This window comes from Pseudomonas sp. SDO5271_S396 (genome assembly GCF_054071795.1).
Map to the genome: position 1 here is coordinate 119,724 of NZ_JBSVWB010000003.1, position 26,694 is coordinate 146,417.

The 26,694-nt window shown below is 60.7% G+C and carries 19 protein-coding genes; 7 read left to right on the forward strand and 12 right to left on the reverse strand.

What is annotated here, in order from left to right; all coding sequences use genetic code 11:
* Window positions 1-29: 29 nt before the first annotated feature.
* Together sthA and ACW9IN_RS03700 are read right to left on the reverse strand one after the other, a co-directional pair.
* Window positions 30-1,424, reverse strand: a complete 1,395-nt coding sequence (sthA, locus tag ACW9IN_RS03695) for a Si-specific NAD(P)(+) transhydrogenase (protein ID WP_457364595.1) — start codon at window positions 1,422-1,424, stop codon at window positions 30-32.
* Window positions 1,425-1,694: 270 nt separating this feature from the next.
* Window positions 1,695-3,158 (reverse strand): glyceraldehyde-3-phosphate dehydrogenase, encoded by a 1,464-nt coding sequence (locus tag ACW9IN_RS03700; protein ID WP_457364596.1) that lies wholly within the window; start codon window positions 3,156-3,158, stop codon window positions 1,695-1,697.
* A gap of 340 nt (window positions 3,159-3,498) precedes the next feature.
* On the opposite strand from ACW9IN_RS03700, the gene mfd reads away from it, so the two are divergent.
* From mfd to ACW9IN_RS03715, 3 genes are read left to right on the forward strand one after another with little or no spacing between them, the layout of a single operon-like run.
* A complete protein-coding gene (gene mfd / locus ACW9IN_RS03705) occupies window positions 3,499-6,948 on the forward strand; it encodes a transcription-repair coupling factor (RefSeq protein WP_457364597.1) in 3,450 nt (1,149 codons plus the stop codon).
* A gap of 12 nt (window positions 6,949-6,960) precedes the next feature.
* Window positions 6,961-7,530, forward strand: a complete 570-nt coding sequence (locus tag ACW9IN_RS03710) for a CsiV family protein (protein ID WP_457364598.1) — start codon at window positions 6,961-6,963, stop codon at window positions 7,528-7,530.
* Between the two features lie 9 nt (window positions 7,531-7,539).
* On the forward strand, window positions 7,540-10,245 hold the full coding sequence (locus ACW9IN_RS03715; protein WP_457364599.1) for a DEAD/DEAH box helicase: 2,706 nt from the start codon (window positions 7,540-7,542) through the stop codon (window positions 10,243-10,245).
* A gap of 17 nt (window positions 10,246-10,262) precedes the next feature.
* Here the strand turns inward: ACW9IN_RS03715 and nagZ are convergent, their stop codons facing one another.
* Both nagZ and psrA read right to left on the reverse strand, forming a co-directional pair.
* Window positions 10,263-11,273, reverse strand: a complete 1,011-nt coding sequence (nagZ, locus tag ACW9IN_RS03720) for a beta-N-acetylhexosaminidase (RefSeq protein WP_457364600.1) — start codon at window positions 11,271-11,273, stop codon at window positions 10,263-10,265.
* A 141-nt stretch (window positions 11,274-11,414) separates the two neighbouring features.
* A complete protein-coding gene (gene psrA, locus ACW9IN_RS03725; RefSeq protein WP_457364601.1) occupies window positions 11,415-12,122 on the reverse strand; it encodes a transcriptional regulator PsrA in 708 nt (235 codons plus the stop codon).
* A 263-nt stretch (window positions 12,123-12,385) separates the two neighbouring features.
* Between psrA and lexA the strand changes: the two genes are divergently transcribed.
* Together lexA and sulA are read left to right on the forward strand one after the other, a co-directional pair.
* Window positions 12,386-12,994: a transcriptional repressor LexA gene (gene lexA / locus ACW9IN_RS03730; protein ID WP_003172575.1), complete on the forward strand. Its 609-nt coding sequence runs from the start codon at window positions 12,386-12,388 to the stop codon at window positions 12,992-12,994.
* Window positions 12,995-13,004: 10 nt separating this feature from the next.
* Window positions 13,005-13,478 (forward strand): SOS-induced cell division inhibitor SulA, encoded by a 474-nt coding sequence (gene sulA / locus ACW9IN_RS03735; protein ID WP_457364602.1) that lies wholly within the window; start codon window positions 13,005-13,007, stop codon window positions 13,476-13,478.
* Between the two features lie 53 nt (window positions 13,479-13,531).
* Here sulA and ACW9IN_RS03740 read toward each other — a convergent pair whose 3' ends face one another.
* The 7 genes from ACW9IN_RS03740 to ACW9IN_RS03770 form a co-directional block, all read right to left on the reverse strand.
* Window positions 13,532-13,765: a hypothetical protein gene (locus tag ACW9IN_RS03740; protein WP_017254451.1), complete on the reverse strand. Its 234-nt coding sequence runs from the start codon at window positions 13,763-13,765 to the stop codon at window positions 13,532-13,534.
* Between the two features lie 132 nt (window positions 13,766-13,897).
* Window positions 13,898-14,419 (reverse strand): DUF6586 family protein, encoded by a 522-nt coding sequence (locus ACW9IN_RS03745; protein ID WP_457364603.1) that lies wholly within the window; start codon window positions 14,417-14,419, stop codon window positions 13,898-13,900.
* Window positions 14,420-14,545: 126 nt separating this feature from the next.
* On the reverse strand, window positions 14,546-17,167 hold the full coding sequence (gene topA / locus ACW9IN_RS03750; RefSeq protein WP_457364604.1) for a type I DNA topoisomerase: 2,622 nt from the start codon (window positions 17,165-17,167) through the stop codon (window positions 14,546-14,548).
* A gap of 114 nt (window positions 17,168-17,281) precedes the next feature.
* On the reverse strand, window positions 17,282-17,518 hold the full coding sequence (locus tag ACW9IN_RS03755; protein ID WP_457364605.1) for a DUF1653 domain-containing protein: 237 nt from the start codon (window positions 17,516-17,518) through the stop codon (window positions 17,282-17,284).
* 97 nt (window positions 17,519-17,615) lie between these two features.
* Window positions 17,616-18,791, reverse strand: a complete 1,176-nt coding sequence (gene fadA / locus ACW9IN_RS03760) for an acetyl-CoA C-acyltransferase FadA (RefSeq protein WP_457364606.1) — start codon at window positions 18,789-18,791, stop codon at window positions 17,616-17,618.
* A gap of 29 nt (window positions 18,792-18,820) precedes the next feature.
* Window positions 18,821-20,968, reverse strand: coding sequence for a fatty acid oxidation complex subunit alpha FadB (fadB, locus tag ACW9IN_RS03765; protein WP_457364607.1), 2,148 nt, complete (start codon window positions 20,966-20,968; stop codon window positions 18,821-18,823).
* 488 nt (window positions 20,969-21,456) lie between these two features.
* Entirely contained in the window at window positions 21,457-21,894 is a 438-nt protein-coding gene (locus tag ACW9IN_RS03770; RefSeq protein WP_457364608.1) for a hypothetical protein, read from the reverse strand.
* A 105-nt stretch (window positions 21,895-21,999) separates the two neighbouring features.
* On the opposite strand from ACW9IN_RS03770, the gene ACW9IN_RS03775 reads away from it, so the two are divergent.
* Window positions 22,000-22,440, forward strand: coding sequence for a universal stress protein (locus tag ACW9IN_RS03775; protein WP_457364609.1), 441 nt, complete (start codon window positions 22,000-22,002; stop codon window positions 22,438-22,440).
* 185 nt (window positions 22,441-22,625) lie between these two features.
* Here the strand turns inward: ACW9IN_RS03775 and ACW9IN_RS03780 are convergent, their stop codons facing one another.
* A complete protein-coding gene (locus tag ACW9IN_RS03780; RefSeq protein ID WP_457364610.1) occupies window positions 22,626-24,545 on the reverse strand; it encodes an ATP-binding cassette domain-containing protein in 1,920 nt (639 codons plus the stop codon).
* 213 nt (window positions 24,546-24,758) lie between these two features.
* Between ACW9IN_RS03780 and ACW9IN_RS03785 the strand changes: the two genes are divergently transcribed.
* Window positions 24,759-26,687, forward strand: coding sequence for a transglycosylase SLT domain-containing protein (locus tag ACW9IN_RS03785; RefSeq protein ID WP_457364611.1), 1,929 nt, complete (start codon window positions 24,759-24,761; stop codon window positions 26,685-26,687).
* Window positions 26,688-26,694: the final 7 nt, after the last annotated feature.

Consider the following 26,694-nt stretch of genomic DNA (forward strand, 5'->3'; position numbering starts at 1 on the left):
GGCCGGCTCAGGCCACCGGCCGGAGCCGCTCAAAAAAGCCGGTTGAGGCCGTCGTAGGCCGCTACCCGATAGGCTTCGGCCATGGTCGGGTAGTTGAACGTGGTGTTGACGAAATACTTGAGCGTATTCAGTTCACCCGGCTGGTTCATGATCGCCTGGCCGATGTGCACGATCTCCGAGGCCTGATAGCCGAAGCAGTGCACGCCCAGGACTTCCAGGGTTTCACGGTGGAACAGGATTTTCAGCATGCCTTGCGGCTCGCCGGCGATCTGCGCTCGCGCCATGCTCTTGAAGAACGCCTTGCCCACTTCGTAAGGCACCTTGGCCTTGGTCAGCTCACTCTCGTTCTTGCCGATCGAGCTGATCTCGGGAATGGTGTAGATCCCCGTCGGCACGTCGTTCACATAACGCCAGCTGCCATTGTCGACGATGCTGCCGGCGGCCGAACGGCCCTGGTCGTGGGCGGCACTGGCCAGGCTTGGCCAGCCGATCACGTCACCGGCGCCATAGATGTTCGGCACACAGGTGCGGTAGTTCTCGTCCACCTCGATCTGGCCACGGCTGTTGACCTTGACCCCGATGTTTTCCATGCCCAGCTTGTCGGTGTTGCCGGTACGGCCGTTGCACCACAGCAAGGCGTCGGCCTTGATCTTCTTGCCGGACTTGAGGTGCAGGATCACCCCGTTGTCCAGGCCTTCGACCCGCTCGTACTCTTCGTTGTGGCGCACAGTGATGTTGTTGTTGCTGAAGTGGTAGCTCAACGCCTGGGAGATTTCCGAGTCGAGGAAGCTCAGCAACTGGTCACGGTTGTCCACCAACTCCACCAGCACACCCAGGCCGCTGAAGATCGAGGCATATTCACAGCCGATCACACCAGCACCGTAGATGATCAGTTTGCGCGGGGTGTGACCCAGGCTCAGGATGGTGTCGCTATCGTAGATACGCGGGTGGTGGAAATCGATATCGGCCGGGCGATACGGGCGCGAACCGGTGGCGATGATGATGTGCTTGGCCACCAGCTTTTCGACGACACCGTTGGGGCAGACCACTTCGACGGTTTGCTCATCGGCGAAGCTGCCGGTGCCGAAGAACAGGTCGACACGGTTGCGCGCGTAGTAACCGGTGCGCGAGGCGACTTGTTTGGAGATGACTTTCTCGGCGCTCTTGAGCACGTCCGGGAACGAAAACCAGCGCGGCTCACCAATGGCCCGGAACATCGGGTTGGTGTTGAACTGCATGATCTGACGCACCGAGTGACGCAAAGCCTTGGACGGGATGGTACCCAGGTGGGTGCAGTTACCGCCGACCTGGCGACGGCTATCGACCATCGCCACCTTGCGCCCAGCTTTGGCGGCATTCATCGCCGCACCTTCTCCAGCCGGGCCGGAACCCAGTACCACCACGTCGTAGTTGTAGACAGCCATGCGTACTCCTCAGAACAGGCCAGGCGTACGGTTGGACGCCGGGCTAAATCATGCCGCGGCCAGCGGTCATGAAGGACAATTTGGCTCAAGTGTGTGAACCGGGGCACAGTCTATATAAGGCTCAACGCCGCGCACATTAACCCTTGGTCGCGTCGTAGGCCAGTATTGCCTGCACTACAGAACATCCTGCTGCAAATAACCGCCAGAGTCACCCCGGGCGGATACAAAAACGCCCCGACAAGTCAGGGCGTTTTCATTTATGGCACAGGCTTAGCGCGGGAACGCTGGCGGGTTGACCCCGGCCATGTCTTCCATCACGCGAACCACCTGGCAGCTGTAGCCGAACTCGTTGTCGTACCACACGTACAGCACGACACGGTTGTCCTGGGTGATAGTCGCTTCGGCGTCTACCACACCGGCGTGGCGCGAGCCCACGAAGTCGGTGGACACCACTTCCTGCGAATTGACGAAGTCGATCTGCTTGTGCAGCTCGGAGTGCAGCGCCATGTAGCGCAGGTACTCGTTCATCTCTTCACGGGTAGCGGCTTTCTCGAGGTTCAGGTTGAGAATGGCCATCGACACGTTTGGCGTCGGAACGCGGATTGCGTTGCCGGTCAGCTTGCCGGCCAGCTCAGGCAAGGCCTTTGCGGCAGCGGTGGCGGCACCGGTCTCGGTGATCACCATGTTCAGCGCGGCGCTGCGACCACGGCGATCGCCCTTGTGGAAGTTGTCGATCAGGTTCTGGTCGTTGGTGTACGAGTGAACGGTTTCGACGTGGCCGTTGACGATGCCGAACTTGTCATTCACAGCCTTGAGCACCGGCACGATGGCGTTGGTGGTGCACGAAGCGGCGGAGACGATCTTGTCGTCAGCGGTGATTTCAGCGTGGTTGATGCCGTGAACGATGTTCTTCAGCTTGCCCTTGCCAGGCGCGGTCAACACAACGCGGTCGACACCCGGGCAGGCCAGGTGCTGGCCCAGGCCGTCGGCGTCACGCCATACACCGGTGTTGTCCACCAGCAGCGCGTTCTGGATGCCGTACTGGGTGTAATCCACCTCGGTCGGGCTCTTCGCGTAGATCACCTGGATCAGGTTACCGTTGGCGGTGATGGTGTTGTTTTCTTCGTCGATGACGATGGTGCCGTTGAACGGACCGTGTACCGAGTCGCGACGCAGCAGGCTTGCGCGCTTGGTCAGGTCGTTCTCGGCGCCTTTGCGCACGACGATCGCACGCAGGCGCAGGCCGTCGCCGCCGCCGGTTTTTTCGATCAGGATGCGCGCCAGCAGGCGGCCGATACGACCGAAACCGTACAGGACCACGTCTGTGCCTTTGCGGGCCGCAGCGTTTTGCTGACCGACCACGTCGGCCAGTTCTTCGCGTACGAACTGATCGGCGGTGCGGCCATTGCCTTCGGCCTTGAATTTGTTCGCCAGCTTGCCCAGGTCCACCGAGGCCGCGCCGAGCTTGAGCTCGCTCATGGCCTTGAGCAGTGGGAATGTTTCGTGGACGGAGAGTTCGCTTTCGTCAAGGGAACGGTGACGCGCAAAACGGTGCGCCTTGAGAATCGCGATGACCGATTGGTTGATCAGGCTGCGGCCATGGATCGAGCTCACCACATTGTTATTGCGGTACAGCTGACCGATCAGCGGAATCATCGCTTCCGCGAGGGCTTCACGATCAATCCATTCACCAAGACACTGGTCGGGCTTCTGAGTCACGGGAACCTTCCACATGTAGGGGCTTAAAAAAGGGGCTACATTATGCCGCCCACACAAGCCCTGAGCAATGCGCGAGCCGCAACTAAAGCCCTTGCAAAAAACCGATCACCCCGCTAGAGCCCTGTAAATACGCGGGTTTCAGGCCAACCTCAAAATAACGAACGGGCCGACTTGTCCGTAACCCTCCGAAATATACGTCAACTTTCGCACTACATAATGAGTCGAAAGACAGCATTTTTTGTCATAGCCACTACATTTCCCCGGATCCGTAATAGGCTCAGTGAGAAACTGACAGGCGGCACCTCAGGCCGTTACAATTACCGACTTTGTCGCAACGCTTGGAGCTCAACCTTCCGTGCCCGTTCTGCGTCTACCGCTACTCCCTGCCGCGGCAGGTAAACAGCACTGGGGCAATCTGCCCGGTGCCGCCCTGAGCCTGGCCATTGCCGAGGCTGCCAGCGCAGCCAAGCGCTTTACCCTGCTGCTCACCGCCGACAGCCAAAGCGCCGAGCGGCTGGAGCAGGAGCTGAGCTTCTTCGCCCCCGATTTGCCGGTGCTGCATTTCCCTGACTGGGAAACCCTGCCCTACGACCTGTTCTCGCCGCACCAGGACATCGTTTCCCAGCGCATCGCCAGCCTGTACCGCCTGCCGGAACTGGACCACGGCGTGCTGGTGGTGCCGATCACCACGGCGCTGCACCGCCTGGCCCCGACCAAGTTCCTGCTGGGCAGCAGTCTGGTGCTGGATGTCGGCCAGAAGCTGGACGTGGACCAGATGCGCACGCGCCTGGAAGCGAGCGGCTATCGCTGCGTCGATACGGTGTACGAGCATGGCGAATTCGCCGTCCGCGGCGCCCTGCTCGACCTGTTCCCGATGGGCAGCAAACTGCCGTATCGCATCGACCTGTTCGATGACGAAATCGAAACCCTGCGTACCTTCGACCCGGAAAACCAGCGCTCCATCGACAAAGTCGAGTCGGTCAAGCTGCTGCCGGCCAAGGAATTCCCGCTGCAAAAAGACGCCGTCACCCGCTTCAAGGCGCGTTTTCGCGAGCGTTTCGACGTGGACTTCCGTCGCTGCCCAATCTTTCAGGACTTGAGCAGCGGAATCACCCCCGCCGGTATCGAGTACTACCTGCCCCTGTTCTTCGACGAAACCTCGACGCTGTTCGATTACCTGCCCCAGGACACCCAGGTGTTTTCGCTGCCGGGTATCGAACAGGCCGCGGAAAACTTCTGGAACGATGTGCGCAACCGTTACGAAGAACGCCGCATCGACCCGTCCCGGCCTTTGTTGCCGCCGGCGGAGCTGTTCCTGCCGGTGGAAGACTGCTTTGCCCGCCTGAAAGACTGGCCACGTATCGTCGCCAGCCAACAGGACGTGGACACCGGCGCCGGCCGCTCGCGCTTCCCGGCACAGGCGCTGCCGAACCTGGCGATTGAAGCCAAGGCCAGCCAGCCGCTGGAGGCGCTGTCGAACTTCCTCGCGGATTTCCCCGGCCGCGTGCTGTTCACCGCCGAGTCCGCCGGGCGTCGCGAAGTGCTGCTGGAATTGCTGGAACGTCTCAAGCTGCGCCCGAAAACCGTGGACAGCTGGCCTGATTTCGTCGCGAGCAAGGACCGTCTGGCGATCACCATCGCACCGCTCGACGAAGGCCTGCAACTGGACGACCCGGCACTGGCCCTGATCGCGGAGAGCCCGCTGTTCGGCCAACGCGTGATGCAACGCCGGCGCCGCGAAAAACGCGCCGATGCCAACAACGACGCGGTCATCAAAAACCTCACCGAACTGCGCGAAGGCGCACCGGTGGTGCACATCGACCATGGCGTGGGGCGCTACCTGGGCCTGCAGACGCTGGAAATCGAAAACCAGGCCGCCGAATTCCTCACCCTGGAATATGCCGAAGGCGCCAAGCTCTACGTGCCGGTAGCCAACCTGCACCTGATCGCCCGCTATACCGGCAGTGACGACGCGCTGGCGCCTTTGCATCGCCTGGGTTCCGAGACCTGGCAAAAAGCCAAGCGCAAGGCCGCCGAGCAGGTGCGCGACGTGGCCGCCGAATTGCTCGACATCTACGCCCGCCGCGCCGCCCGCGAGGGTTACGCGTTCACCGACCCGAAAGCCGACTACGCCACGTTCAGCGCAGGCTTCGCATTCGAGGAAACCCCGGACCAGCAAACCGCCATCGATGCAGTGCGCGCCGACATGCTCGCGCCCAAGCCGATGGACCGCCTGGTGTGCGGCGACGTGGGCTTCGGCAAAACCGAGGTGGCCATGCGCGCGGCCTTCATTGCCGTGCACGGTGGCCGCCAAGTGGCGATCCTGGTGCCGACCACCCTGCTCGCCCAGCAGCACTACAACAGCTTCCGCGATCGTTTTGCCGACTGGCCGGTGACCGTGGAAGTGATGAGCCGCTTCAAATCGGCCAAGGAAGTGAACGCGGCCGTGGCCGACCTCGCCGAAGGCAAGATCGACATTGTGATCGGCACCCACAAGCTGCTGTCGGACGATGTGAAGATCAAGAACCTGGGCCTGGTGATCATCGACGAAGAGCACCGTTTTGGCGTGCGCCAGAAGGAACAGCTCAAGGCCCTGCGCAGTGAAGTCGACATTCTCACACTCACCGCCACGCCGATTCCGCGCACGCTGAACATGGCGGTATCGGGCATGCGCGACCTGTCGATCATCGCCACGCCGCCGGCGCGCCGGTTGTCGGTGCGCACCTTCGTCATGGAGCAGAACAAAAGCACGGTCAAGGAAGCACTGCTGCGTGAATTGCTGCGCGGTGGCCAGGTGTATTACCTGCACAACGACGTGAAGACCATCGAGAAATGCGCCGCCGACCTCGCCGAACTGGTGCCCGAAGCGCGCATCGGCATCGGCCACGGGCAGATGCGCGAGCGCGAACTCGAACAGGTCATGAGTGACTTCTACCACAAGCGCTTCAACGTGCTGATCGCCTCGACCATCATCGAAACCGGCATCGACGTGCCGAGCGCCAACACCATCATCATCGAGCGCGCCGACAAGTTCGGCCTGGCCCAACTGCACCAGTTGCGGGGGCGCGTCGGGCGCAGCCACCACCAGGCCTATGCCTACCTGCTGACGCCGCCGCGCCAGCAAGTCACCGGCGATGCCGAGAAGCGCCTGGAGGCCATCGCCAACACCCAGGACCTGGGCGCCGGTTTTGTGCTGGCCACCAACGACCTGGAAATCCGTGGCGCCGGCGAACTGCTGGGCGATGGCCAGAGCGGGCAGATCCAGGCCGTGGGTTTCACCCTGTACATGGAGATGCTCGAACGCGCGGTAAAAGCCATTCGCAAGGGCGAGCAACCCAACCTTGACCAGCCCCTGGGGGGCGGTCCGGAAATCAACTTGCGCCTGCCGGCGCTGATCCCCGAGGACTATCTGCCGGACGTCCATGCACGGCTGATCCTCTACAAGCGCATCGCGTCAGCCACCGACGAGGAAGGCCTCAAGGACCTGCAAGTCGAGATGATCGACCGTTTCGGCCTGCTGCCCGAGCCGACCAAGAACCTGGTGCGCCTGACCCTGCTCAAATTGCAGGCCGAACAACTGGGCATCAAGAAAGTCGACGCCGGCCCGCAAGGTGGGCGTATCGAGTTCGAAGCGCAGACGCCGGTGGACCCGTTGGTGCTGATCAAACTGATTCAGGGCCAGCCCAATCGCTACAAGTTCGAAGGGGCTACGCTGTTCAAGTTCATGGTGCCGATGGAACGCGCCGAAGAACGCTTTAATACATTGGAGGCGCTGTTCGAGCGCCTCATCCCGAAATCTGCTTGAAGGACGCCCCCAATGCGCCTGTTCCGCATGCTGAGCCTGTTGATGGTGGTAGTGGCACCTGCGGCGTTCGCCGACAGCCCTTACCAGGTGGAAATGATCCTGGTGCGCCAGAACGCGGAGCCAGTGATCAACAGCCGCGCCGCGCCGGAAAACTGGGATGCTGGCGCCACGCGCCTGGGCAGCGACACACTGAGCACGCCACGCCTGAACAACATCGTCGACAAGCTCAAGGCCGACAACAGCTACACCGTGCTCACGCACAAAGCCTGGGAGCAGAACCTCGGCGAACAACCGGTCAAGATCGCGATCACCGACGGCCAGGAGCAGTTCGGCCAGTTCCCCATCGAAGGCGTGCTCAGTCTGCAACTGGGTCGCTTCACCGATATCGACGCGGACTTCTGGATCAACCAGTTCGACGGCAACGGCAGCGTGGTCGCCAGTGAACACTTGGCGCAGAAAGATGTGCGCACCAAGAACAACCAACTCAACTACCTGGATGGCGGCCACCTGGCGCTGCTGATCAAAATCACCTCGCTGACCGCCAAGCCCCCCAGCGCACCACCGCCCGATATTCAGGACTGATCCCGCGCCATGTCCGTGACGCCGTCGTTGACCAAACCCCTGGCCCCATCGTGGGCCAACCGTTTCAAGGAGCAAAGCCTGGAGCGTGGGCGGCGTTATGCCCTGGAGAACCGCGTACGGATCGTGGAGTCCGGCGACAGTACCATCGTCGCCAGTTGCGAAGGCTCGGGCGGCAACGTCTACCGACAGACCATTGCCCTGCGCGAATCGGCCAAGGGCACGCTGATCCTGGTGGACAGCCGTTGTACCTGCCCGGTGCACACCAATTGCAAACATATCGCGGCGGTCTTGCTCAAGGTCCAGGAAACCCTGGCCTACCCCGCCGCCGCCCAGGATGCCGAGCTACTGGAAAAACTCCAGGCGGTGCTGGATAACCGCGTGGTGTTGCCGCAGGTGGTAATGGAAGACGTGCAGCCCGTGCCGCGCCTGTGGATGGCCAGCGTCGAGTTCAGTGCGTTCGAGCCGCGCAACGGCAAGATGCAACGCTATATCCAGCACCGCGCGGCGCTGGCATTCAACTACCTGGACCATTACGTCAGCGGGCAGAAAAACGCGGACATCATCGTGCGCCAGGAAACCCAGACCCTGCGCATCAAGCGCCACCCCGAACAGGAACAGCGCTACCGCGAACAATTGCGCCTGCTGGGGTTCAAGGTCGCCACGCGCCAGAGCAAAGCCCTGCCGGAGAGCGCCGGCGAGCTGTTCGAGATGGTCAACGACAGTGCCTGGCTGACCTTCACCCTCAATGCCACACCGACCTTGCGGGCCGAGGGCTGGGAACTGTTGATCGATGATGATTTCGGCTTCGACCTGAGCGCCGTCGACGACTGGTACGCCACGGTCGACGAAGGCCCCGAGCGAGACTGGTTCGACCTGGAGCTGGGGATCATCGTCAATGGTCAGCGGCTGAGCCTGCTGCCGATCCTGCTGAACCTGATGCGCTCGCACACCGAAATCCTCAACCCGGAGAAACTCGCGCGGCGCCGCGATGACGAGTTGATCCTGGTGAATATCCCCGGCCTGCCCAATGGCCACGGCCCGATACAAGTCGCGTTGCCCTACGGCCGCTTGAAACCGGTGCTGGCGACCCTCGGCGAGTTTTACCTGCAGGACACCGGCACCACCGCACTGCGCCTGGCCAAGGCCGACGCGATTCGGCTGAACCCGCTGGAAGACATGCCACTGCAATGGGAAGGTGGCGAAAAAATCCGCAACTTTGCCCAGCGCTTGCGCGATATCCGCGACTTCACCTGCGTCGCGCCCGAAGGCTTGAACGCCACCTTGCGCCCGTACCAGCTGGAAGGTTTGAGCTGGATGCAGTCGCTGCGCCAACTCGAGGTGGGCGGGATTCTCGCGGATGACATGGGCCTGGGTAAAACCTTGCAGACCCTGGCGCACATTCTCAGCGAAAAAATTGCCGGACGTCTGGACCGACCGTGCATGGTGGTGATGCCCACCAGCCTGATCCCCAACTGGCTGGACGAAGCTGCGCACTTCACCCCGCAACTCAAGGTCCTGGCCCTGTACGGCGCGGGGCGCAAGAAGCACTTCACGTCCTCCAAAGGCTTGGGTCTTTCGGACTACGACCTGCTGCTGACCACCTACGCTCTGCTGCCCAAGGACATCGAACACCTGGCCAAACTGCCCTTGCATGTGCTGATCCTCGACGAAGCCCAGTACATCAAGAACCCTACCAGCAAGGCGGCCCAGGCGGCCCGCGAGCTGAATGCGCGACAGCGCCTGTGCCTGAGCGGCACACCACTGGAGAATCACCTGGGCGAGCTGTGGTCGCTGTTCCACTTCCTTTTGCCGGGCTGGCTCGGCGACGTGAAAAGCTTCAATCGCGACTACCGGGTGCCCATAGAAAAGCGCGCCAGTGATGTACGATTGCAGCACCTGAACGGTCGGATCAAACCCTTCCTGCTGCGCCGCACCAAAGAACAAGTGGCGACCGAGCTGCCGCCCAAGACCGAGATCATCCACTGGGTCGACCTCAATGAGGCCCAGCGTGACGTGTACGAAACCATGCGCCTGGCCATGGATAAAAAAGTGCGCGACGAGATCACCCGCAAAGGCGTGGCGCGCAGCCAGATCATCATCCTCGAGGCACTGCTCAAGTTGCGTCAGGTGTGCTGCGACTTGCGCCTGGTCAACGAAGCCACCCTGCCCGCCCGTGGCAGCAGTTCGGGCAAGCTCGACAGCCTGATGGAGATGCTCGAAGAACTGTTCGCCGAAGGCCGACGCATTCTGCTGTTTTCCCAGTTCACCTCGATGCTCGGCCTGATCGAGATCGAGCTGAAAAAACGCAATGTGGCCTACGCGCTGCTCACCGGCCAGACCCGCGACCGGCGTACACCCGTGAAAGACTTCCAGAGCGGCAAGCTGCAGATTTTTCTGATCAGCCTGAAAGCCGGCGGCGTCGGATTGAACCTCACCGAAGCCGACACCGTGATCCACTACGATCCATGGTGGAACCCGGCCACGGAAAACCAGGCTACCGACCGCGCCTACCGCATCGGTCAAGAGAAGCCGGTGTTCGTCTACAAGATGATTGCCCGGGGCACGGTGGAAGAGAAAATCCAGCACCTACAGAAGGAAAAATCCGATCTGGCGGCGGGTGTGCTGGATGGGCGCACAACGGGAGATTGGCAGTTGGGCAACGAGGATATCGAAGCGCTGTTTGCGCCGCTGCCCAACAAACAAGAGAAGCGCTGACCGTTACACCGCAGTCTTCAGTCAATCAACTGAGCATCCCGCAACGCAGTCAGCGCCGCCAGCCAGCGCGGATCCTGCTTGTAGTCCGTCGACGCAATCGCCTGGCCGCGCATGCGCGCAATACGTGCCGAAGGCTTGACCCCCAGCCGCTGGGCCGCACTCAGCGCCAGTTCAGCCGCCGCACGATCATTGCACACCAGCCCCATGTCGCAACCTGCCGTCAGTGCCGCTTCGATGCGGCTGGCGGCATCACCCACCACATGCGCTCCGGCCATGGAGAGGTCATCGCTGAAAATCACGCCATCGAACTGCAACTCACCGCGCAGAATGTCCTGCAACCAGCGGCGCGAGAAGCCGGCCGGCTGGGCATCGACCTGCGGGTAGATGACATGGGCCGGCATCACGGCCGCCAACTGCCGGCTCAGACGGGCGAACGGCACCAGGTCATGGGCGCGAATCTGCTCCAGGCTGCGCTCGTCGTTGGGGATCGCCACATGGGAATCGGCCTCGGCCCAACCGTGGCCGGGGAAGTGTTTACCCGTGGCGGCCATGCCCGCGCTATTCATCCCGCGGATAAAGGCGCCGGCCAGCAGCGCTGCGCGCTCGGGGTCGCCTTCGAAGGAACGGGTGCCGACCACGGCGCTGCGTTGATAGTCCAGGTCCAGTACCGGGGCAAAACTCAGGTCGAGGCCAACCGCCAGAACCTCGGTGGCCATGATCCAGCCGCATTGCTCGGCCAGGTACTCGGCATTGGGGTTGTCCGCCAGCGCACGCATGGCCGGCAAGCGCACGAACCCCTGGCGCAGACGCTGTACGCGACCGCCTTCCTGGTCGACCGCCAGCAGCAGATCCGGACGCACCGCACGGATGGCCGCGCTCAACTCACGAACCTGGCGTGGATGCTCGATATTGCGCGCAAAAATGATCAGGCCGCCCACTTCAGGTTGGCGCAACAGGTGGCGATCTTCAGCCGTCAGCCAGGTGCCGGCAACGTCGACCATCAAAGAACCTTGCAGGGCAGCACTCATAAACCTTCCTTAAATAACGCACACAACCCAGTGTGCTCACGACGCGGTACACGCGGTGAGCACACTGGGTCATGAATCAATGGCTGAAATCGGCATGGCGGCTAGCTTAGCGCAAGCAAAAGGCTGCGCCCACCCAAGCGGTCAAACCTTGGAGGGAGACACCGAGGACTTGCTGCGCGGACGCAATTGGGCCGCGATCATGACAGGGTCGGTAACCCCCGTGTCGGCACGCATACCGGCAGCCAGGAAGGGCACCATCAGGCGCATGACCTGCTCAATCGAGGTGTTGACGCCGAAGTCAGTCTCGGCGATGGCACGCAACGCCTTGATACCGGACATGCTGAACGCCGCGGCGCCGAGCATGAAGTGCACGCGCCAGAACAGTTCGATGGGCGGGATGCGTGGCGCAGCGTCGTTGACCAGCAACATATAGCGGCGGAATACCTTGCCGTACATGTCTTCCAGATAACGCCGCAGGTGGCCCTGGCTCTGGCTGAAGGCCAGGCCCAGCAGGCGCATGAAGATCGACAGGTCGTTGCCACTGCGCGGTTGAACCACCAGCGCCTGCTCGACCAGGATTTCCAGCAGTTCTTCCAGGCTCGGCTTGTGCTCAGGCTTGGTCTGACGGCGCTCGAGCTCACGGTCGAGACTCGCGCAGAATGGCCCCAGGAAGCGCGAGAACACTGCCTGGATCAGGGCTTTTTTCGAACCGAAATGATAGTTCACCGCCGCCAGGTTCACCCCGGCCTTGCTGGTGATCAGGCGCAATGAAGTTTCAGCAAATCCTTTTTCCGCGAACAATTGCTCGGCAGCATCGAGAATGCGTTCAACGGTTTCCGACTGGGCCATGGCTACTCCGCCTGACAAACACTTGTTTGAAACATACGTTTCAGGGTGTGTCTTGTCAAGCCTGCGAGGCCGTTTTCCGGCCAAGCAGTCATCTATTTCATGCGTATTTAATCACATCCCGCAGGGTCTGTAGGCAGCGCTATCCATGGCTTGTCGGAAGGCTGATGGATGACCGTCCAGCGGAGTGCCTGAAAAGGAGGATTGCCAAGTGCAGTTCACTGTATATAATCCCAGTCACTGTATAAAAAGACAGAGCGATCAACATGCTAAAACTGACGCCACGCCAAGCTGAGATTCTGGCTTTTATCAAGCGCTGCCTCGATGACAACGGCTATCCGCCCACACGAGCTGAAATTGCGCTGGAACTGGGGTTCAAATCCCCAAATGCCGCTGAAGAACACCTCAAGGCCCTCGCGCGCAAAGGTGCGATCGAGATGACCCCCGGTGCTTCACGCGGCATTCGCATCCCAGGCTTTGAAGCCAAGGCGGATGAATCGACCCTGCCGATCATCGGCCGCGTAGCCGCCGGTGCGCCGATCCTGGCGCAGCAGCACGTCGAGGAGTCCTGCAACATCAACCCGACCTTCTTCCACCCTCGCGCCGACTACCTGCTGCGGGTACACGGCATGAGCATGAAGGACGTAGGCATCTTCGATGGCGACCTGCTGGCCGTCCATACCACCCGCGAAGCCCGTAATGGCCAGATCGTCGTCGCCCGGATCGGTGATGAAGTCACCGTCAAGCGCTTCAAGCGCGAAGGCAGCAAGGTCTGGCTGCTGGCCGAGAACCCTGAGTTCGCCCCGATCGAAGTGAACCTGAAAGATCAGGACCTGGTGATCGAAGGCTTGAGCGTCGGCGTCATTCGCCGCTAACGGAGGCATCATGCAGCTCGTGCACACCCCGCAACACACACAACTGTCGCTGTTCGAGGCCTTTTTGGCCCAACCACTTGTGCCTATCCTCAAGGAAACGGTCGAGGCGCCCTGGAGTGCCGAACCTGAGGCATTCAGTGAATTGTCGTTGCGCGGTACGGCCGTGAGCTGCCTGAGCCTGCTGGCGCCAGTGCTTCGAGAGCTGAGTGAGGAACAGGATGCTCGCTGGCTGACGCTGATCGCCCCGCCCGCCAGCCTCACCCAGGCCTGGTTGCGGGACGCCGGCCTCAACCGAGAACGCATCCTTCTGCTACATCCCCGCGGCACCCAAAGCGCCCAGCAACTGACCTGCGAAGCCCTGCGTCTGGGCCGCAGCCATACGGTGGTGAGCTGGCTGAACCCGCTGAATGCCAGCGCCAAACAGCAGTTGATCAGCGCCGCTCGCACAGGTGATGCGCAGAGTTTGAATATTCGACTGGGCTGAAAACACAGAAATTACCCGTGGTGTCCGGGCTTTCTTGGACTACTTCACTGAACTCAGTGAAGCACCCGCGGGCCGTCTTCCTTCTCCGGCTCACCTTCCGCCAGGCGACCAGCCATCTGAACGCCCACGCTCAACATGGCTTTTGCCACTTCCACGTGCTGGCCTTGCAGGAATGCCTTGGCGTCCTCGGAAAAATCCAGAATGACCAGAGAACCTTCGTCCTCAGCCCGACGCAGCTCGATTCGGCCGTCAGGCAACTCAACAATTTCAAGAAAGGACGTCGGCATAAAAGTCTGTTCTCCACGAAAGGCCGGGATTATATCAGTCATACACCCGGCCCCGCAGAGGATCTGAAGAGGTTTCTTTACGGCTTGATGAACGGTGCCTGTTTATTCGTCGGCAAACCGACGCCTACGCCCTCAGCACTCGTTCAGACCTTCACGGAAACGCAGCGCCATCTTTTTCAGCTCCTGGCGCCAGCTCTCGAGCTCTTCGCGGCTCAAGGGTTTCGGTTCATCTTCTTCCAGAGCCACGGCCACGATCAACGGTTGCGTCACATCGCCCTTGGGCACATGAGGAATGCGTGGCGGCTGGAACATGTCCGCGTGCGCCTTGAGCAGGCGCGCAACCCAGCTATCCGGGCTCTGGGCCATTTCCACCAGCTCGGCCAGCTCAGGAATGGCCATGGTCTCCAGCACTTCACGGGTCATGATCATTTCCGCCCGGGGCGACCCCGCCTGAGGCAAGCGGTAGAACCCGGCGATTTCATGGCAAAGGCCCAGCAAGGCGCCGTATAGGTGGAATAACGCCGCCTCACGCCCCGCCTGAACCAACGCGATGGCATTCATCTCCTTCCCTTCTTCAGCACGGCCAAGAGCTTCCAGGGACAAACCCGCAAAGTAAATTTTCTGATTGGTACGGGTATAGAGTTCGTTGGCCATGACGGCAGTCTCCACAACGAAAAAGCGAGATACTGGCTCAACAGTGTCACGGATCAGCCGAGCACACCGCAAGCGCAAAAAAAGGCCGCCTATTCAGGCGGCCTTCCTATTTGGCAGATTAGTCGATCAAGCGCCCTGGCGCTTGTCCTCCACCTTCCACTTGCCACCCTCGTAGAACGCTTTCCAGCCGGTAGGCTTGCCATCGACTTCGGATTGCACGTACTGCTCCTTGGTCTTGCGGCTGTAGCGGATCACGGCCGGACGACCATCAGGGTCTTTCTTCGGCGCTTCGCACAGGAAGTGGTATTTCGGATCGATCTCATCTTTGTGCGGCACAATTTCCAGCACCAACGGCGCGCGCGTCTCGCGGTTTTTCGGGAACTGGCTGGCCGCCAAGAACAGGCCCGAAGCGCCGTCACGCAGGATGTAGGTGTCGTCGACCTTTTCGCACTTGAGTTCCGGCATCTTCACCGGATCCATCTTCGGCGGCGCCGCATCACCGCTTTTCAGCAGCTTGCGGGTGTTCTTGCAGGTCGGGTTGGTACAGCCGAAGAACTTGCCGAAACGACCGGTCTTGAGCTGCATCTCGCTGCCACACTTATCGCACTCCAGGCTCGGACCTTCGTAGCCCTTGATGCGGTAGGTGCCCTCTTCGATCTCGTAGCCGTTGCAATCCGGATTGTTACCACAGATATGCAGCTTGTGCTTTTCGTCCAGCAGATAGGCGTCCATCGCCGTGCTGCAGATCGGGCACCGGTGCTTGCCACGCAACACCAACGACTCGGACTCACCCTCGTCATCGGCAGCGATTTCATCGCCAGGCACCAGGTTGACGGTGGCCTTGCAGCGCTCTTTCGGCGGCAGGCTATAACCCGAACAACCGAGGAACACGCCAGTGGACGCCGTACGGATCTGCATGGGGCGACCGCAGGTCTGGCACGGGATGTCGGTCATCACCGGCTGGTTGGCGCGCATGCCGCTGTCAGGGCTTTCAGCCACTTCAAGTTTCTTCTTGAAGTCGCCGTAGAACTCATCGAGCACGTTCTTCCAGTCGCGTTCGCCCTGGGCCACGTCATCGAGGTTCTCTTCCATGCCGGCGGTGAAACCGTAGTCCATCAGGTTGGAGAAACTCTCGGACAGGCGCTCGGTCACGATGTCGCCCATTTTTTCGGAATAGAAACGACGGTTGTGCAACGCGACGTAACCACGGTCCTGGATGGTGGAAATGATCGCCGCGTAGGTCGAAGGACGACCGATACCGCGCTTCTCCATCTCTTTCACCAGGCTGGCTTCCGAATAACGGGCCGGCGGCTTGGTGAAATGCTGGGACGGGTCGAGCTTGATCAGTTTCAGGTTGTCGCCCTGAGCCATGTCGGGCAGCACGTCGTCATCGCCAGGCTTGGTGATTTGCGGCAGCACACGGGTGTAACCGTCGAACTTGAGGATACGGCCCTTGGCACGCAGCTCGAAGTCGCCTGCACCCACGCTGACGGTAGTGGACAGGTACTGCGCCGGCAGCATCTGGCACGCCAGGAACTGGCGCCAGATCAGCTCGTAGAGGCGCTCCGCATCGCGCTCCATGCCACTGAGCTTGGCCGGCGTGGTGTTGGCGTCGGAAGGACGAATCGCTTCGTGAGCCTCCTGGGCGCCCTCTTTACTGCTGTAGACGTTTGGCTTTTCCGGCAGGTATTTCTTGCCGAACTCGCTTTCAATATAAGTACGCGCCATCGCCACCGCGTCCAACGACAGGTTGGTGGAGTCGGTACGCATGTAGGTGATGTAGCCGGCTTCATACAGACGCTGGGCCATCATCATGGTTTTCTTCACACCGAAGCCCAGGCGGTTGCTCGCCGCCTGCTGCAGGGTGGAGGTGATGAACGGCGCCGACGGCTTGCTGCTGGTCGGTTTGTCTTCACGCTTGATGATGCTGTAGCTGGACGCCTTGAGTTTTTCCAGCGCAGCCATGGCCTGGGCTTCATTCAGCGGCTTGAACGCCTCGCCTTTCTCGCGGGCCACTTCGAAACGCACATTCGCGCCCTTGGCGGTGCCGAGGTCGGCGTGCACTTCCCAGTATTCTTCCGGGTTGAACGCGCGGATCTCGCGCTCACGCTCCACCACCAGCTTGACCGCTACCGATTGCACACGACCAGCGGACAGGCCACGGGCGATCTTCGCCCACAACAGCGGCGAGACCATGTAGCCCACGACACGGTCGAGGAAACGCCGGGCCTGCTGGGCGTTGACGCGGTCGATATCCAGCTCGCCGGGCGTAGAGAAGGCTTCCTGAATGGCTTTCTTGGTGATTTCGTTGAACACCACGCGCTTGTAGCGGCTGTCATCACCGCCGATGGCTTCCCGCAGGTGCCAGGCAATGGCTTCCCCTTCGCGGTCCAAGTCCGTTGCGAGATAGATGGTGTCGGCATCCTTGGCGAGCCGGCGCAGCTCTTCGATGACCTTTTCCTTGCCGGGAAGGATCTCGTACTTGGCCTTCCAGCCATGGTCCGGGTCCACCCCCATGCGCGAGACCAGCTGCTTGCGCGCTTTCTCTTTGGGTGAAAGGGCCGGGGCTTCGCCTGCAGCCGCCTTGCCGCGCTTGGCAGCGGGCTCTTTGGCGGCACTGGCCGAACCACTGGTGGGCAAGTCGCGGATATGGCCGATACTCGACTTCACCACGTACTCGTTACCCAAGTACTTGTTGATGGTCTTGGCCTTGGCCGGGGATTCCACAATGACCAGCGATTTGCCCATGGATCGGAAAATTCCTGAATTCGAGAAGTGAAAGGCAGTTGGCGCCTGTCGCGGCAACGCTATATATAGTGGCAACCGGGTGAGGTCAAGCGCAGCATTCTGCGCGGCCTGCCGTTATTGCCCTGAAAAAAGACTGGGTTCAACCTGCACCAAAGCAAAGCGCGGGACCCGCTTGCCGTCAACTTCGACGGTCTCCAGGAACATCTTCAACGGACGTACCCAAAAGCCGTAATCGCCATACAGCGCTTGATAAAACACCACTTCTTCTTCGGTCTCGGAGTGCCGCGCCACATTGAAAACGCGGTACTGCGGCCCCTTGTAATGCTGATAGAGCCCGGGTTCGACTTTCATGCTCTGGCCCTCTTACAAAATTTGTTAAAAAAAAAATACAAAATCGCCAAAAAACAAAAACCGGGGCACTGGGCCCCGGCTTCCGTCAGCCCAACGCTTAAACGCGTTCGAAGACGGTGGAAATGCCTTGGCCGAGGCCAATGCACATGGTGGCAACCCCAAGGTTGCCGCCATTTTGCTTCATCACGTTAAGCAAAGTGCCGGAGATACGAGCACCGGAGCAACCGAATGGATGTCCCAGGGCAATCGCACCGCCGTGCAGGTTAACCTTCTCGTTCATCTTGTCGAGTACTTTCAAATCTTTCAGCACCGGCAGGGCCTGTGCGGCGAAAGCTTCGTTGAGCTCGAAGAAGTCGATGTCGTTGATGGTCAAGCCCGCGCGCTTCAAGGCTTTTTGTGTAGCCGGTACTGGACCATAGCCCATGATTGCGGGGTCCACACCCGCCACCGCCATCGAACGGATCACGGCCAGCGGCTGGATACCCAGGTCCTGGGCACGCTGCGCCGACATCACGATCATGCACGAGGCACCGTCGGTGATCTGCGACGACGTACCGGCAGTCACGGTGCCGCCCTTTGGATTGAAGGCAGGCTTCAGGGCCGCCAGGCTTTCCAGGGTGGTGTCCGGACGAATGGTTTCGTCGTAGTCGAACAGCTTGAGGAAACCGTTTTCGTCATAGCCGTTCATCGGGATGATTTCATCCTTGAACTTGCCTTCGACGGTCGCCTTGTGGGCGAGCTGGTGAGAGCGCAGGCCGAACGCGTCCTGGGCTTCGCGGGTGATGCCGTGCATCTTGCCAAGCATTTCCGCGGTCAGACCCATCATGCCCGAGGCTTTTGCCGCGTACAGCGACATGTGTGGGTTAGGGTCGACGCCGTGCATCATGCTGACGTGGCCCATATGCTCCACGCCGCCGACCACAAACACGTCACCGTTACCGGTCATGATTGCCTGGGCAGCCGTGTGCAGCGCACTCATCGACGAACCGCACAGGCGGCTCACGGTCTGACCGGCCGAGGTGTGCGGGATCTGGGTCATCAACGACGCCATGCGCGCGATGTTCCAGCCCTGCTCCAGGGTCTGGTTGACGCAACCCCAGATCACGTCTTCGACTTCGTTCGGGTCGACCTTGGTGTTGCGCTCCAGCAACTTGCTGATCAGGTGCGCCGACATGTCCTCGGCGCGGGTGTTGCGGTGCATGCCGCCCTTGGAGCGGCCCATCGGAGTACGACCGAAGTCGACAATCACGACGTCTCTTGGATTCAAGCTCATAACTATTCTCGCTCTAGTCGACTGGGCACTTAACCAAAGAAGCGCTGGCCGTTCTTGGCCATTTCGCGCAGCTTCGCAGTCGGGTGGTACAGCGGGCCCAGATCAGCGTATTGATCAGCCAGGGCAACGAATTCGGCGACACCGATGGAATCGATGTAACGCAGCGCACCGCCACGGAACGGAGGGAAACCAATGCCGTAGACCAGACCCATATCGGCCTCGGCAGCGGTTTCGACGATGCCGTCTTCCAGGCAACGCACGGTTTCCAGGCACAGGGCGATCATCATCCAGTTGATGATGTCCTCGTCGGACACCTCACGCTGCTCATAGATGACCGGCGCGAGCACTTCGTGCACCGACGGATCGGCCACCTTCTTCTGCTTGCCCTTCTTGTCGGCCTCGTAGGCATAGAAGCCCTTGCCGTTCTTCTGACCCAGGCGCTTGGCCTCGTACAGCGCGTCGATCGCCGAGCGGCGGTCGTCTTTCATGCGGTCCGGGAAGCCTTCAGCCATCACGTCACGACCGTGGTGACCGGTGTCGATACCGACCACGTCCATCAGGTAGGCCGGGCCCATGGGCCAGCCGAATTTCTCCATGACTTTATCGATACGCACAAAGTCCACGCCGGCACTGACCAGCTTGGCGAAACCGCCGAAGTACGGGAACAGCACGCGGTTGACCAGGAAGCCCGGGCAGTCGTTGACCACGATCGGGTTCTTGCCCATCTTCTTGGCGTAGGCAACGGTGGTGGCCACCGCTTCTTCGCTGGACTTCTCGCCACGAATCACTTCCACCAGCGGCATCATGTGCACCGGGTTGAAGAAGTGCATGCCCACGAAGTTTTCCGGGTGCTTGAGGGCCTTGGCCAGCAAACTGATGGAAATGGTCGAGGTGTTGGAGGCCAGGATCGTGCCTTCCTTAACCTGGCCTTCGACTTCAGCCAGTACCGCCTGCTTGACCTTCGGGTTCTCGACAACGGCTTCGACCACCAGATCGACATGACCGAAATCGCCGTAGGACAGCGTAGGACGAATACCATTAAGCACTTCAGCCATCTTCGCGGCGGTCATGCGACCTTTATCAACGCGGCCCACCAGCAGTTTGGCGGCTTCCGCCAGACCCTGCTCGATGCCGTGTTCGTTGATGTCCTTCATCAGGATCGGCGTGCCTTTGGAAGCCGACTGGTAGGCGATACCGCCGCCCATGATGCCGGCGCCGAGCACGGCAGCCTGTTTCACGTCCTTGGCGATTTCGTCGTAGGCCTTGGCCTTTTTCTTCAATTCCTGATCGTTCAGGAACAGGCCGATCAGGCTTTCGGCGACCGACGTCTTGGCCAGCTTCACGAAGCCTGCCGCTTCCACTTCCAGGGCTTTGTCGCGACCGAAGTTCGCGGCCTTCTGGATGGTCTTGATGGCTTCAACCGGCGCCGGATAGTTCGGGCCGGCCTGGCCTGCCACGAACCCTTTGGCGGTTTCGAACGACATCATTTGCTCGATGGCGTTGAGCTTGAGTTTCTCAAGCTTCGGTTGGCGCTTGGCCTTGTAGTCAAATTCGCCGCTGATGGCGCCCTTGATCAGGTTCAGTGCCGCATCGGCGAGTTTTTCCGGCGCGACCACGGCGTCTACAGCGCCGACTTTCAGCGCATCTTCAGCCTTGTTTTCCTTGCCGGAGGCAATCCACTCGATAGCGTTGTCGGCGCCGATCAGGCGCGGCAGACGCACGGTGCCGCCAAAGCCCGGGTAGATGCCCAGCTTCACTTCCGGCAGGCCGATCTTGGCGGTCGCGGACATCACGCGGAAGTCGGCGGCCAGGCACATTTCCAGGCCGCCGCCCAGGGCGATGCCGTTGATGACGGCAACGGTCGGCACGTTGAGGTCTTCGAAATCGCTGAAAATCTTGTTGGCTTCGAGGTTGCCAGCCACCAGCTCGGCATCGGGCAGCTTGAAGTTATCGACGAATTCGGTGATGTCAGCGCCGACGATAAACACGTCCTTGCCGCTGGAGACGATCACGCCCTTGACCGAAGTATCTGCTTTGATGGTGTCTACGGCCTGACGCAGTTCGTTCAGGGTTAGACGGTTGAACTTGTTGACGGACTCACCCTTGAGATCGAACTTCAGTTCGACGATGCCACTTTCAAGAGCCTTAACCGTGATGGCTTTACCTTCGTAAATCATCAACTGATCTCCACGATATGGAAGCTGAACAGTACACATTGGACGCTGGCCTCTGGTTGGACATTGATGATTTGTTCAATGTTCACGCCAATCCGCCAGGCACACCCGCCAACGCGATAGTCGGGTTTCTGTATGAGTCGTCCGACAGACAAACGCTCAATTCATACGCCCGTTTGATTTGGGTACGCCACCTTCATCCAATTCCGGCCAATTGTCAATCGCCCGAAAGGGCAGGAAAAACGCGACTTTCCAGTCATTTCAGAACCCCCACCATAGGCCCGAGACTCGTCAATATTCAAATATTCACGAAATCAATAATGGAAAAGGTGTGGGAAAAGGCTGTACAGATCTGGATATCCCGCTAGGCTAGCGGCTATCCGAATGCGCCAGTCAGAATACCCGGCGCGGTACACCGACTTACCGGCCTGCCTGGCCAACTCCAGCCCGATGATGATGTCGGGCTTTTTATTGCCCGCACGAAATACGGGTCAGGCCAGGGCCTTCAACAAGGTATCGATGTCTTTGAGCACGCTCGCCTCGCCTTTTTCGCCCCAGTACACAGCGATCATTTGCGCGTCCGCCTCGATCTTGTAGACATTGGCCGGCAGCGTCGAAAAATATGGCAACAACTTCTCGTCCACGCACACCTCGCGCCACTGATTGACCCAGACGCCCGGCTCCGGCTGCCAGTAGCTCCAGAGGGCGGGCGCACTGCCGCGTCGTGGCCGCAGATACTGTGCGCAAGGGCTCGGCGGCTCCTGCTGGAACCAGTGCGGCCACTGCTGGGGCGCCAGTTGCATGGTCAGCCCGATACGGCGCGCTTCCATGCGCAGGGCCATGCGCCCGCTCTGGTGGCGCGAGGGACGCAGCCACGCCAGAGGGCTCAGAACCACTGCAAGGATTGACACCACTATCCAGACCGTCATATGTGTACTCCCGAATTTACAGTTGAGCGGATTTGACCTGACGCAACCCCATCCGCTTGAAAGCAGCCATACTGAACTTATTGCAGTCCCCTGGAGGAACGCCCCATGTCCTACGAACATATTCTGGTCGCTGTCGACCTGACCGAAGAGTGCGATCCAGTGATCAAGCGCGCCCGCGCGTTCGCCATCGCCAGCGGCGCCAAACTGTCACTGGTGCACATTGTCGAGCCCATGGCCATGGCCTTCGGCGGCGACGTGCCCATGGACCTGTCCCAGTTGCAGCAACAACAGTTCGATCAGGCCAAGGAGCGCCTGGAACGCCTCATCGTCAAATACCCGGAAGTGACCAAGGAAAACTCCCACCTCACTTACGGCCAGCCGCGTCAGGAGATTCATCATCTGGCCAAGGAGCAGAACTGCGACCTGATCGTGGTCGGCAGCCACGGTCGCCATGGCCTGGCATTGCTGCTGGGCTCCACCGCCAACGACGTGCTACACGGCGCGCCATGCGATGTATTGGCCGTGAAGCTGGTAAAAGCCTCGTAAGAATACAGAGCATCAACTGTGGGAGCCGGCTTGCCTGCGATAGCAGTCTGTCAGTCGACAGATCGGGTGGCTGGTACACCGCTATCGCAGGCAAGCCAGCTCCCACAGTTTGAATCGCATTTCATGTAAAAAAGCCCGACGTTCAAACGAATGAACGCCGGGCTTTTTTATTGATGACGGATCACTCAGGCATCCAGCTCGGCCCAGCGCTCCACCAAGGCATCCAGCTCAGCATTCAACTGTTCAAGGGAGGCAATCACCTTGGCCGTTTCCGCCGCAGGACGCTGGTAGAAACCCGCGTCGGCCATTTCCGCTTCTACCGCGGCAATCTGCTGTTCCTTGGCGTCGATATCACCCGGCAGGGCTTCCAGCTCACGCTGCAGTTTGTAGCTGAGTTTCTTCTTCGCCACCGGCGCCGCTTCCTGTACGGGTGCCGCCGCCTTCACCGGGGCAACCACTGCCGAGTTCAGGTCGGCCTTGCCGGACTTGCTCTCGGTCACACCCAGCAGGCGCGGCGAGCCGCCCTGGCGAATCCAGTCCTGATAGCCACCCACGTACTCTCGCACCTTGCCTTCGCCTTCGAAGACCAGGGTGCTGGTGACCACGTTGTCGAGAAATGCCCGGTCGTGGCTGACCATCAGCACGGTGCCATTGAAGGTCAGCAACACCTCCTCCAGCAGTTCCAGGGTTTCCACATCGAGGTCGTTGGTCGGTTCGTCGAGGACCAGCAGGTTGGCCGGCTTGCTGAACAGCTTGGCCAGCAGCAGGCGCGCGCGCTCACCACCGGACAAGGCTTTCACCGGCGTACGGGCACGCTGCGGGCTGAACAGGAAGTCGCCCAGGTAGCTGAGCACATGGCGGCTCTGGCCGTCGATGTCGATAAAATCGCGGCCTTCGGCCACGTTGTCGATCACGGTCTTTTCCAGGTCCAACTGGTGGCGCAACTGGTCGAAGTACGCCACGTCGATCTTGGTGCCCTCCTCGACCTTGCCGCTGGTGGGTTGCAGACCACTGAGCATCAGCTTGAGCAGCGTAGTCTTGCCCGTGCCATTGGCACCCAACAGACCGATACGGTCGCCGCGCTGCAAGACCATGGAAAAGTCCTTGATCAGGAACGGGCCGTCCGGGTGATGGAAGCTGACGTTTTCCAGCACCATCACCTGCTTGCCGGACTTCTCCGCCGTTTCCAGCTGGATATTCGCCTTGCCGGTGCGCTCGCGACGCTCGCTGCGCTCGACGCGCAGGGCTTTCAATGCCCGCACACGGCCTTCGTTACGGGTACGGCGCGCCTTGATGCCCTGGCGGATCCAGACTTCTTCCTGGGCCAGTTTCTTGTCGAACAGCGCGTTGGCGGTTTCTTCGGCGGCCAGTGCAGCTTCTTTGTGCACCAGGAAGCTGGCGTAGTCGCCGTTCCAGTCGATCAGGCCGCCACGGTCCAGCTCAAGAATGCGGGTTGCCAGGTTTTGCAAAAAGGAACGGTCGTGCGTGATGAACAGCACGGCGCCCTGGAAATCCTTGAGGGCTTCTTCAAGCCAGGCGATGGCGCCGATATCCAGGTGGTTGGTCGGTTCGTCGAGCAGCAGCAGGTCCGGCTCCGACACCAGCGCCTGGGCCAGCAGCACACGACGACGCCAGCCGCCGGACAACTCGGCGAGGGTCTTGTCAGCCGGCAATTGCAGGCGGCTCAGGGTGCTGTCCACCAATTGCTGCAAGCGCCAACCGTCACGGGCTTCGAGGTCGTGCTGAACGTGCATCAGTTTGTCCAGGTCGGCATCGGTGACGATGTTCTGGCTCAGGTGATGGTACTCGGCCAGCAACGCACCGACCCCGTCGAGGCCTTCGGCGACCACATCGAACACTGTCCGTCCGTCGGCCACCGGCAATTCCTGGGGCAGTTCGCCGATCTTGAGACCCGGAGTGCGCCACACGGAGCCGTCATCGGGCTTCTGATCGCCCTTCACCAGCTTCATCATGCTGGACTTGCCGGTCCCGTTGCGACCGATGATGCACACCCGCTCACCACGGGCGATCTGCCAGGACACCTTGTCCAACAACGGCATAGCGCCGAATGCAAGGGACACATCGCTGAATTTGAGCAGGGTCATGAGCTTCTCCAAAAACCGGGCGCGCATTCTACCTGAGTTGCGCACAGGATGCGGTCGGCATTTTCGCTACCGACATGTTCTGTAGGACATTTCCTAGCAACCTGAACGAACCGGCCGGCAAAGCTTTCGCAGGCGCCGAGCAAAAGGCTAAGCTAAGGGCAATCAGTGTCGGCGGTGCCGGCGCTAGTCGTGATTTCTCTGCACGGACGTCTCATGCGCAGTCGCCTTTTCAACTTTTTATCTTGCCTGCTTCTTTCCGCCACCGCCGTTCAATCCGCCCAGGCCGTGGACCTCACCACACAACGCCAATATTACGATGAAGCCAAACGCGCCCTCGCCCGAGGTGATGCCGGCCCGTACATGCAATACAGCCAGGCCCTGGCCGACTACCCGCTGACGCCGTACCTGGCCTATGACGAACTGACTGCCCGCCTCAAGACCGCGAGCAACGACGAAATCGAACGCTTCCTTGCCCAGAACGGCGACCTACCCCAGGCCAACTGGATGAAACTGCGCTGGCTGCGCTCGCTGGCCGACCGGGGAGACTGGCAGACCTTTGAAAAGTACTACGACGCCAAGCTCAATTTCGTCGAACTGGACTGCCTGCATGGTCAGTACCAGCTCACTCACAACTTGAAGGCCGAAGGCTACAAGACCACCGAAAAGCTGTGGATGACCGGCAAATCCCAACCGACCGCCTGTGATGCCACCTTTGGCCTGTGGGCCGCCGACGGCCAGCTCACCGAACAGAAGATATGGGACCGTGCCAAGCTTGCCGCCGAAGCGCGCAACTATGCATTGGCCAACAGCCTGATCAAGACCTTGCCCACCCTGGGCGCTCAGGGCCGCTTGATGGTGGATGTGGCACAAAAACCCGAGATGCTCAGCGACCCGTCACGCTTCCTGCCGGCCACCGAGGCGATGTCCGACGCCGTTGGCCTGGGCCTGCGCCGCCTGGCGCGCCAGGATCCGGACAAGGCCATGGCGCTGCTCGATGGTTACGCCAGCAGCATGCACTTCTCCCGTGACGAAAAAGTGTCGATCGCCCGGGAGATCGGCCTGACCCTGGCCCGTCGCTATGACCCCCGCGCCCTGGACGTGATGACCCAATATGACCCAGAGTTGCGCGACAACACCGTGTCCGAATGGCGTCTGCGTCTGCTGTTGCGCCTGGCGCGCTGGGAGGATGCCTACCAGTTGACCCGCAAGCTTCCACAAGATCTGGCCACCACTAACCGCTGGCGCTACTGGCAGGCCCGCAGCCTGGAACTTGCCGAGCCGAAAAACCCCCAGGCGCTGGTGTTGTACAAGAACGTAGCCAAGGAGCGTGACTTCTATGGTTTCCTCGCCGCCGACCGCTCCAAATCGCCGTACCAGTTGACCAACAAGCCGCTGCTCATGAGCCAGGCGTTGATGAACAAGGTGCGCAACACCCCAGGTGTGCGCCGCGCCCTGGAGTTCTACGCCCGTGGCCAGGTGGTGGATGGCCGTCGCGAGTGGTACCACGTGAGCCGTCACTTCAACCGCGATGAAATGGTCGCCCAGGCCAGGCTGGCCTATGACATGAAGTGGTACTTCCCGGCCATCCGCACCATCAGCCAGGCCCAGTACTGGGACGACCTGGACATCCGCTTCCCGATGGCTCACCGCGACACCCTGGTGCGTGAAGCCAAGGTGCGCGGACTGCATTCAAGCTGGGTGTTCGCCATTACCCGCCAGGAAAGCGCCTTCATGGACGACGCCCGTTCCGGCGTCGGCGCCAGCGGCTTGATGCAACTGATGCCCGGCACCGCCAAGGAAACCGCACGCAAATTCAGCATCCCCCTGGCCTCGCCGGCCCAGGTGCTGGACCCCGACAAAAACATCCAGCTCGGCGCCGCCTACCTGAGCCAGGTGCACAGCCAGTTCAACGGCAACCGCGTGCTTGCCTCTGCCGCCTACAACGCCGGTCCGGGTCGTGTACGCCAGTGGCTGCGGGGTGCCGACCACCTGAGCTTCGATGTCTGGGTGGAAAGCATTCCGTTCGACGAAACCCGCCAGTACGTACAGAACGTGCTGTCTTATTCGGTGATCTACGGCCAGAAGCTCAACTCGCCACAACCCCTGGTGGACTGGCATGAGCGCTACTTCGACGATCAATAACACTGAC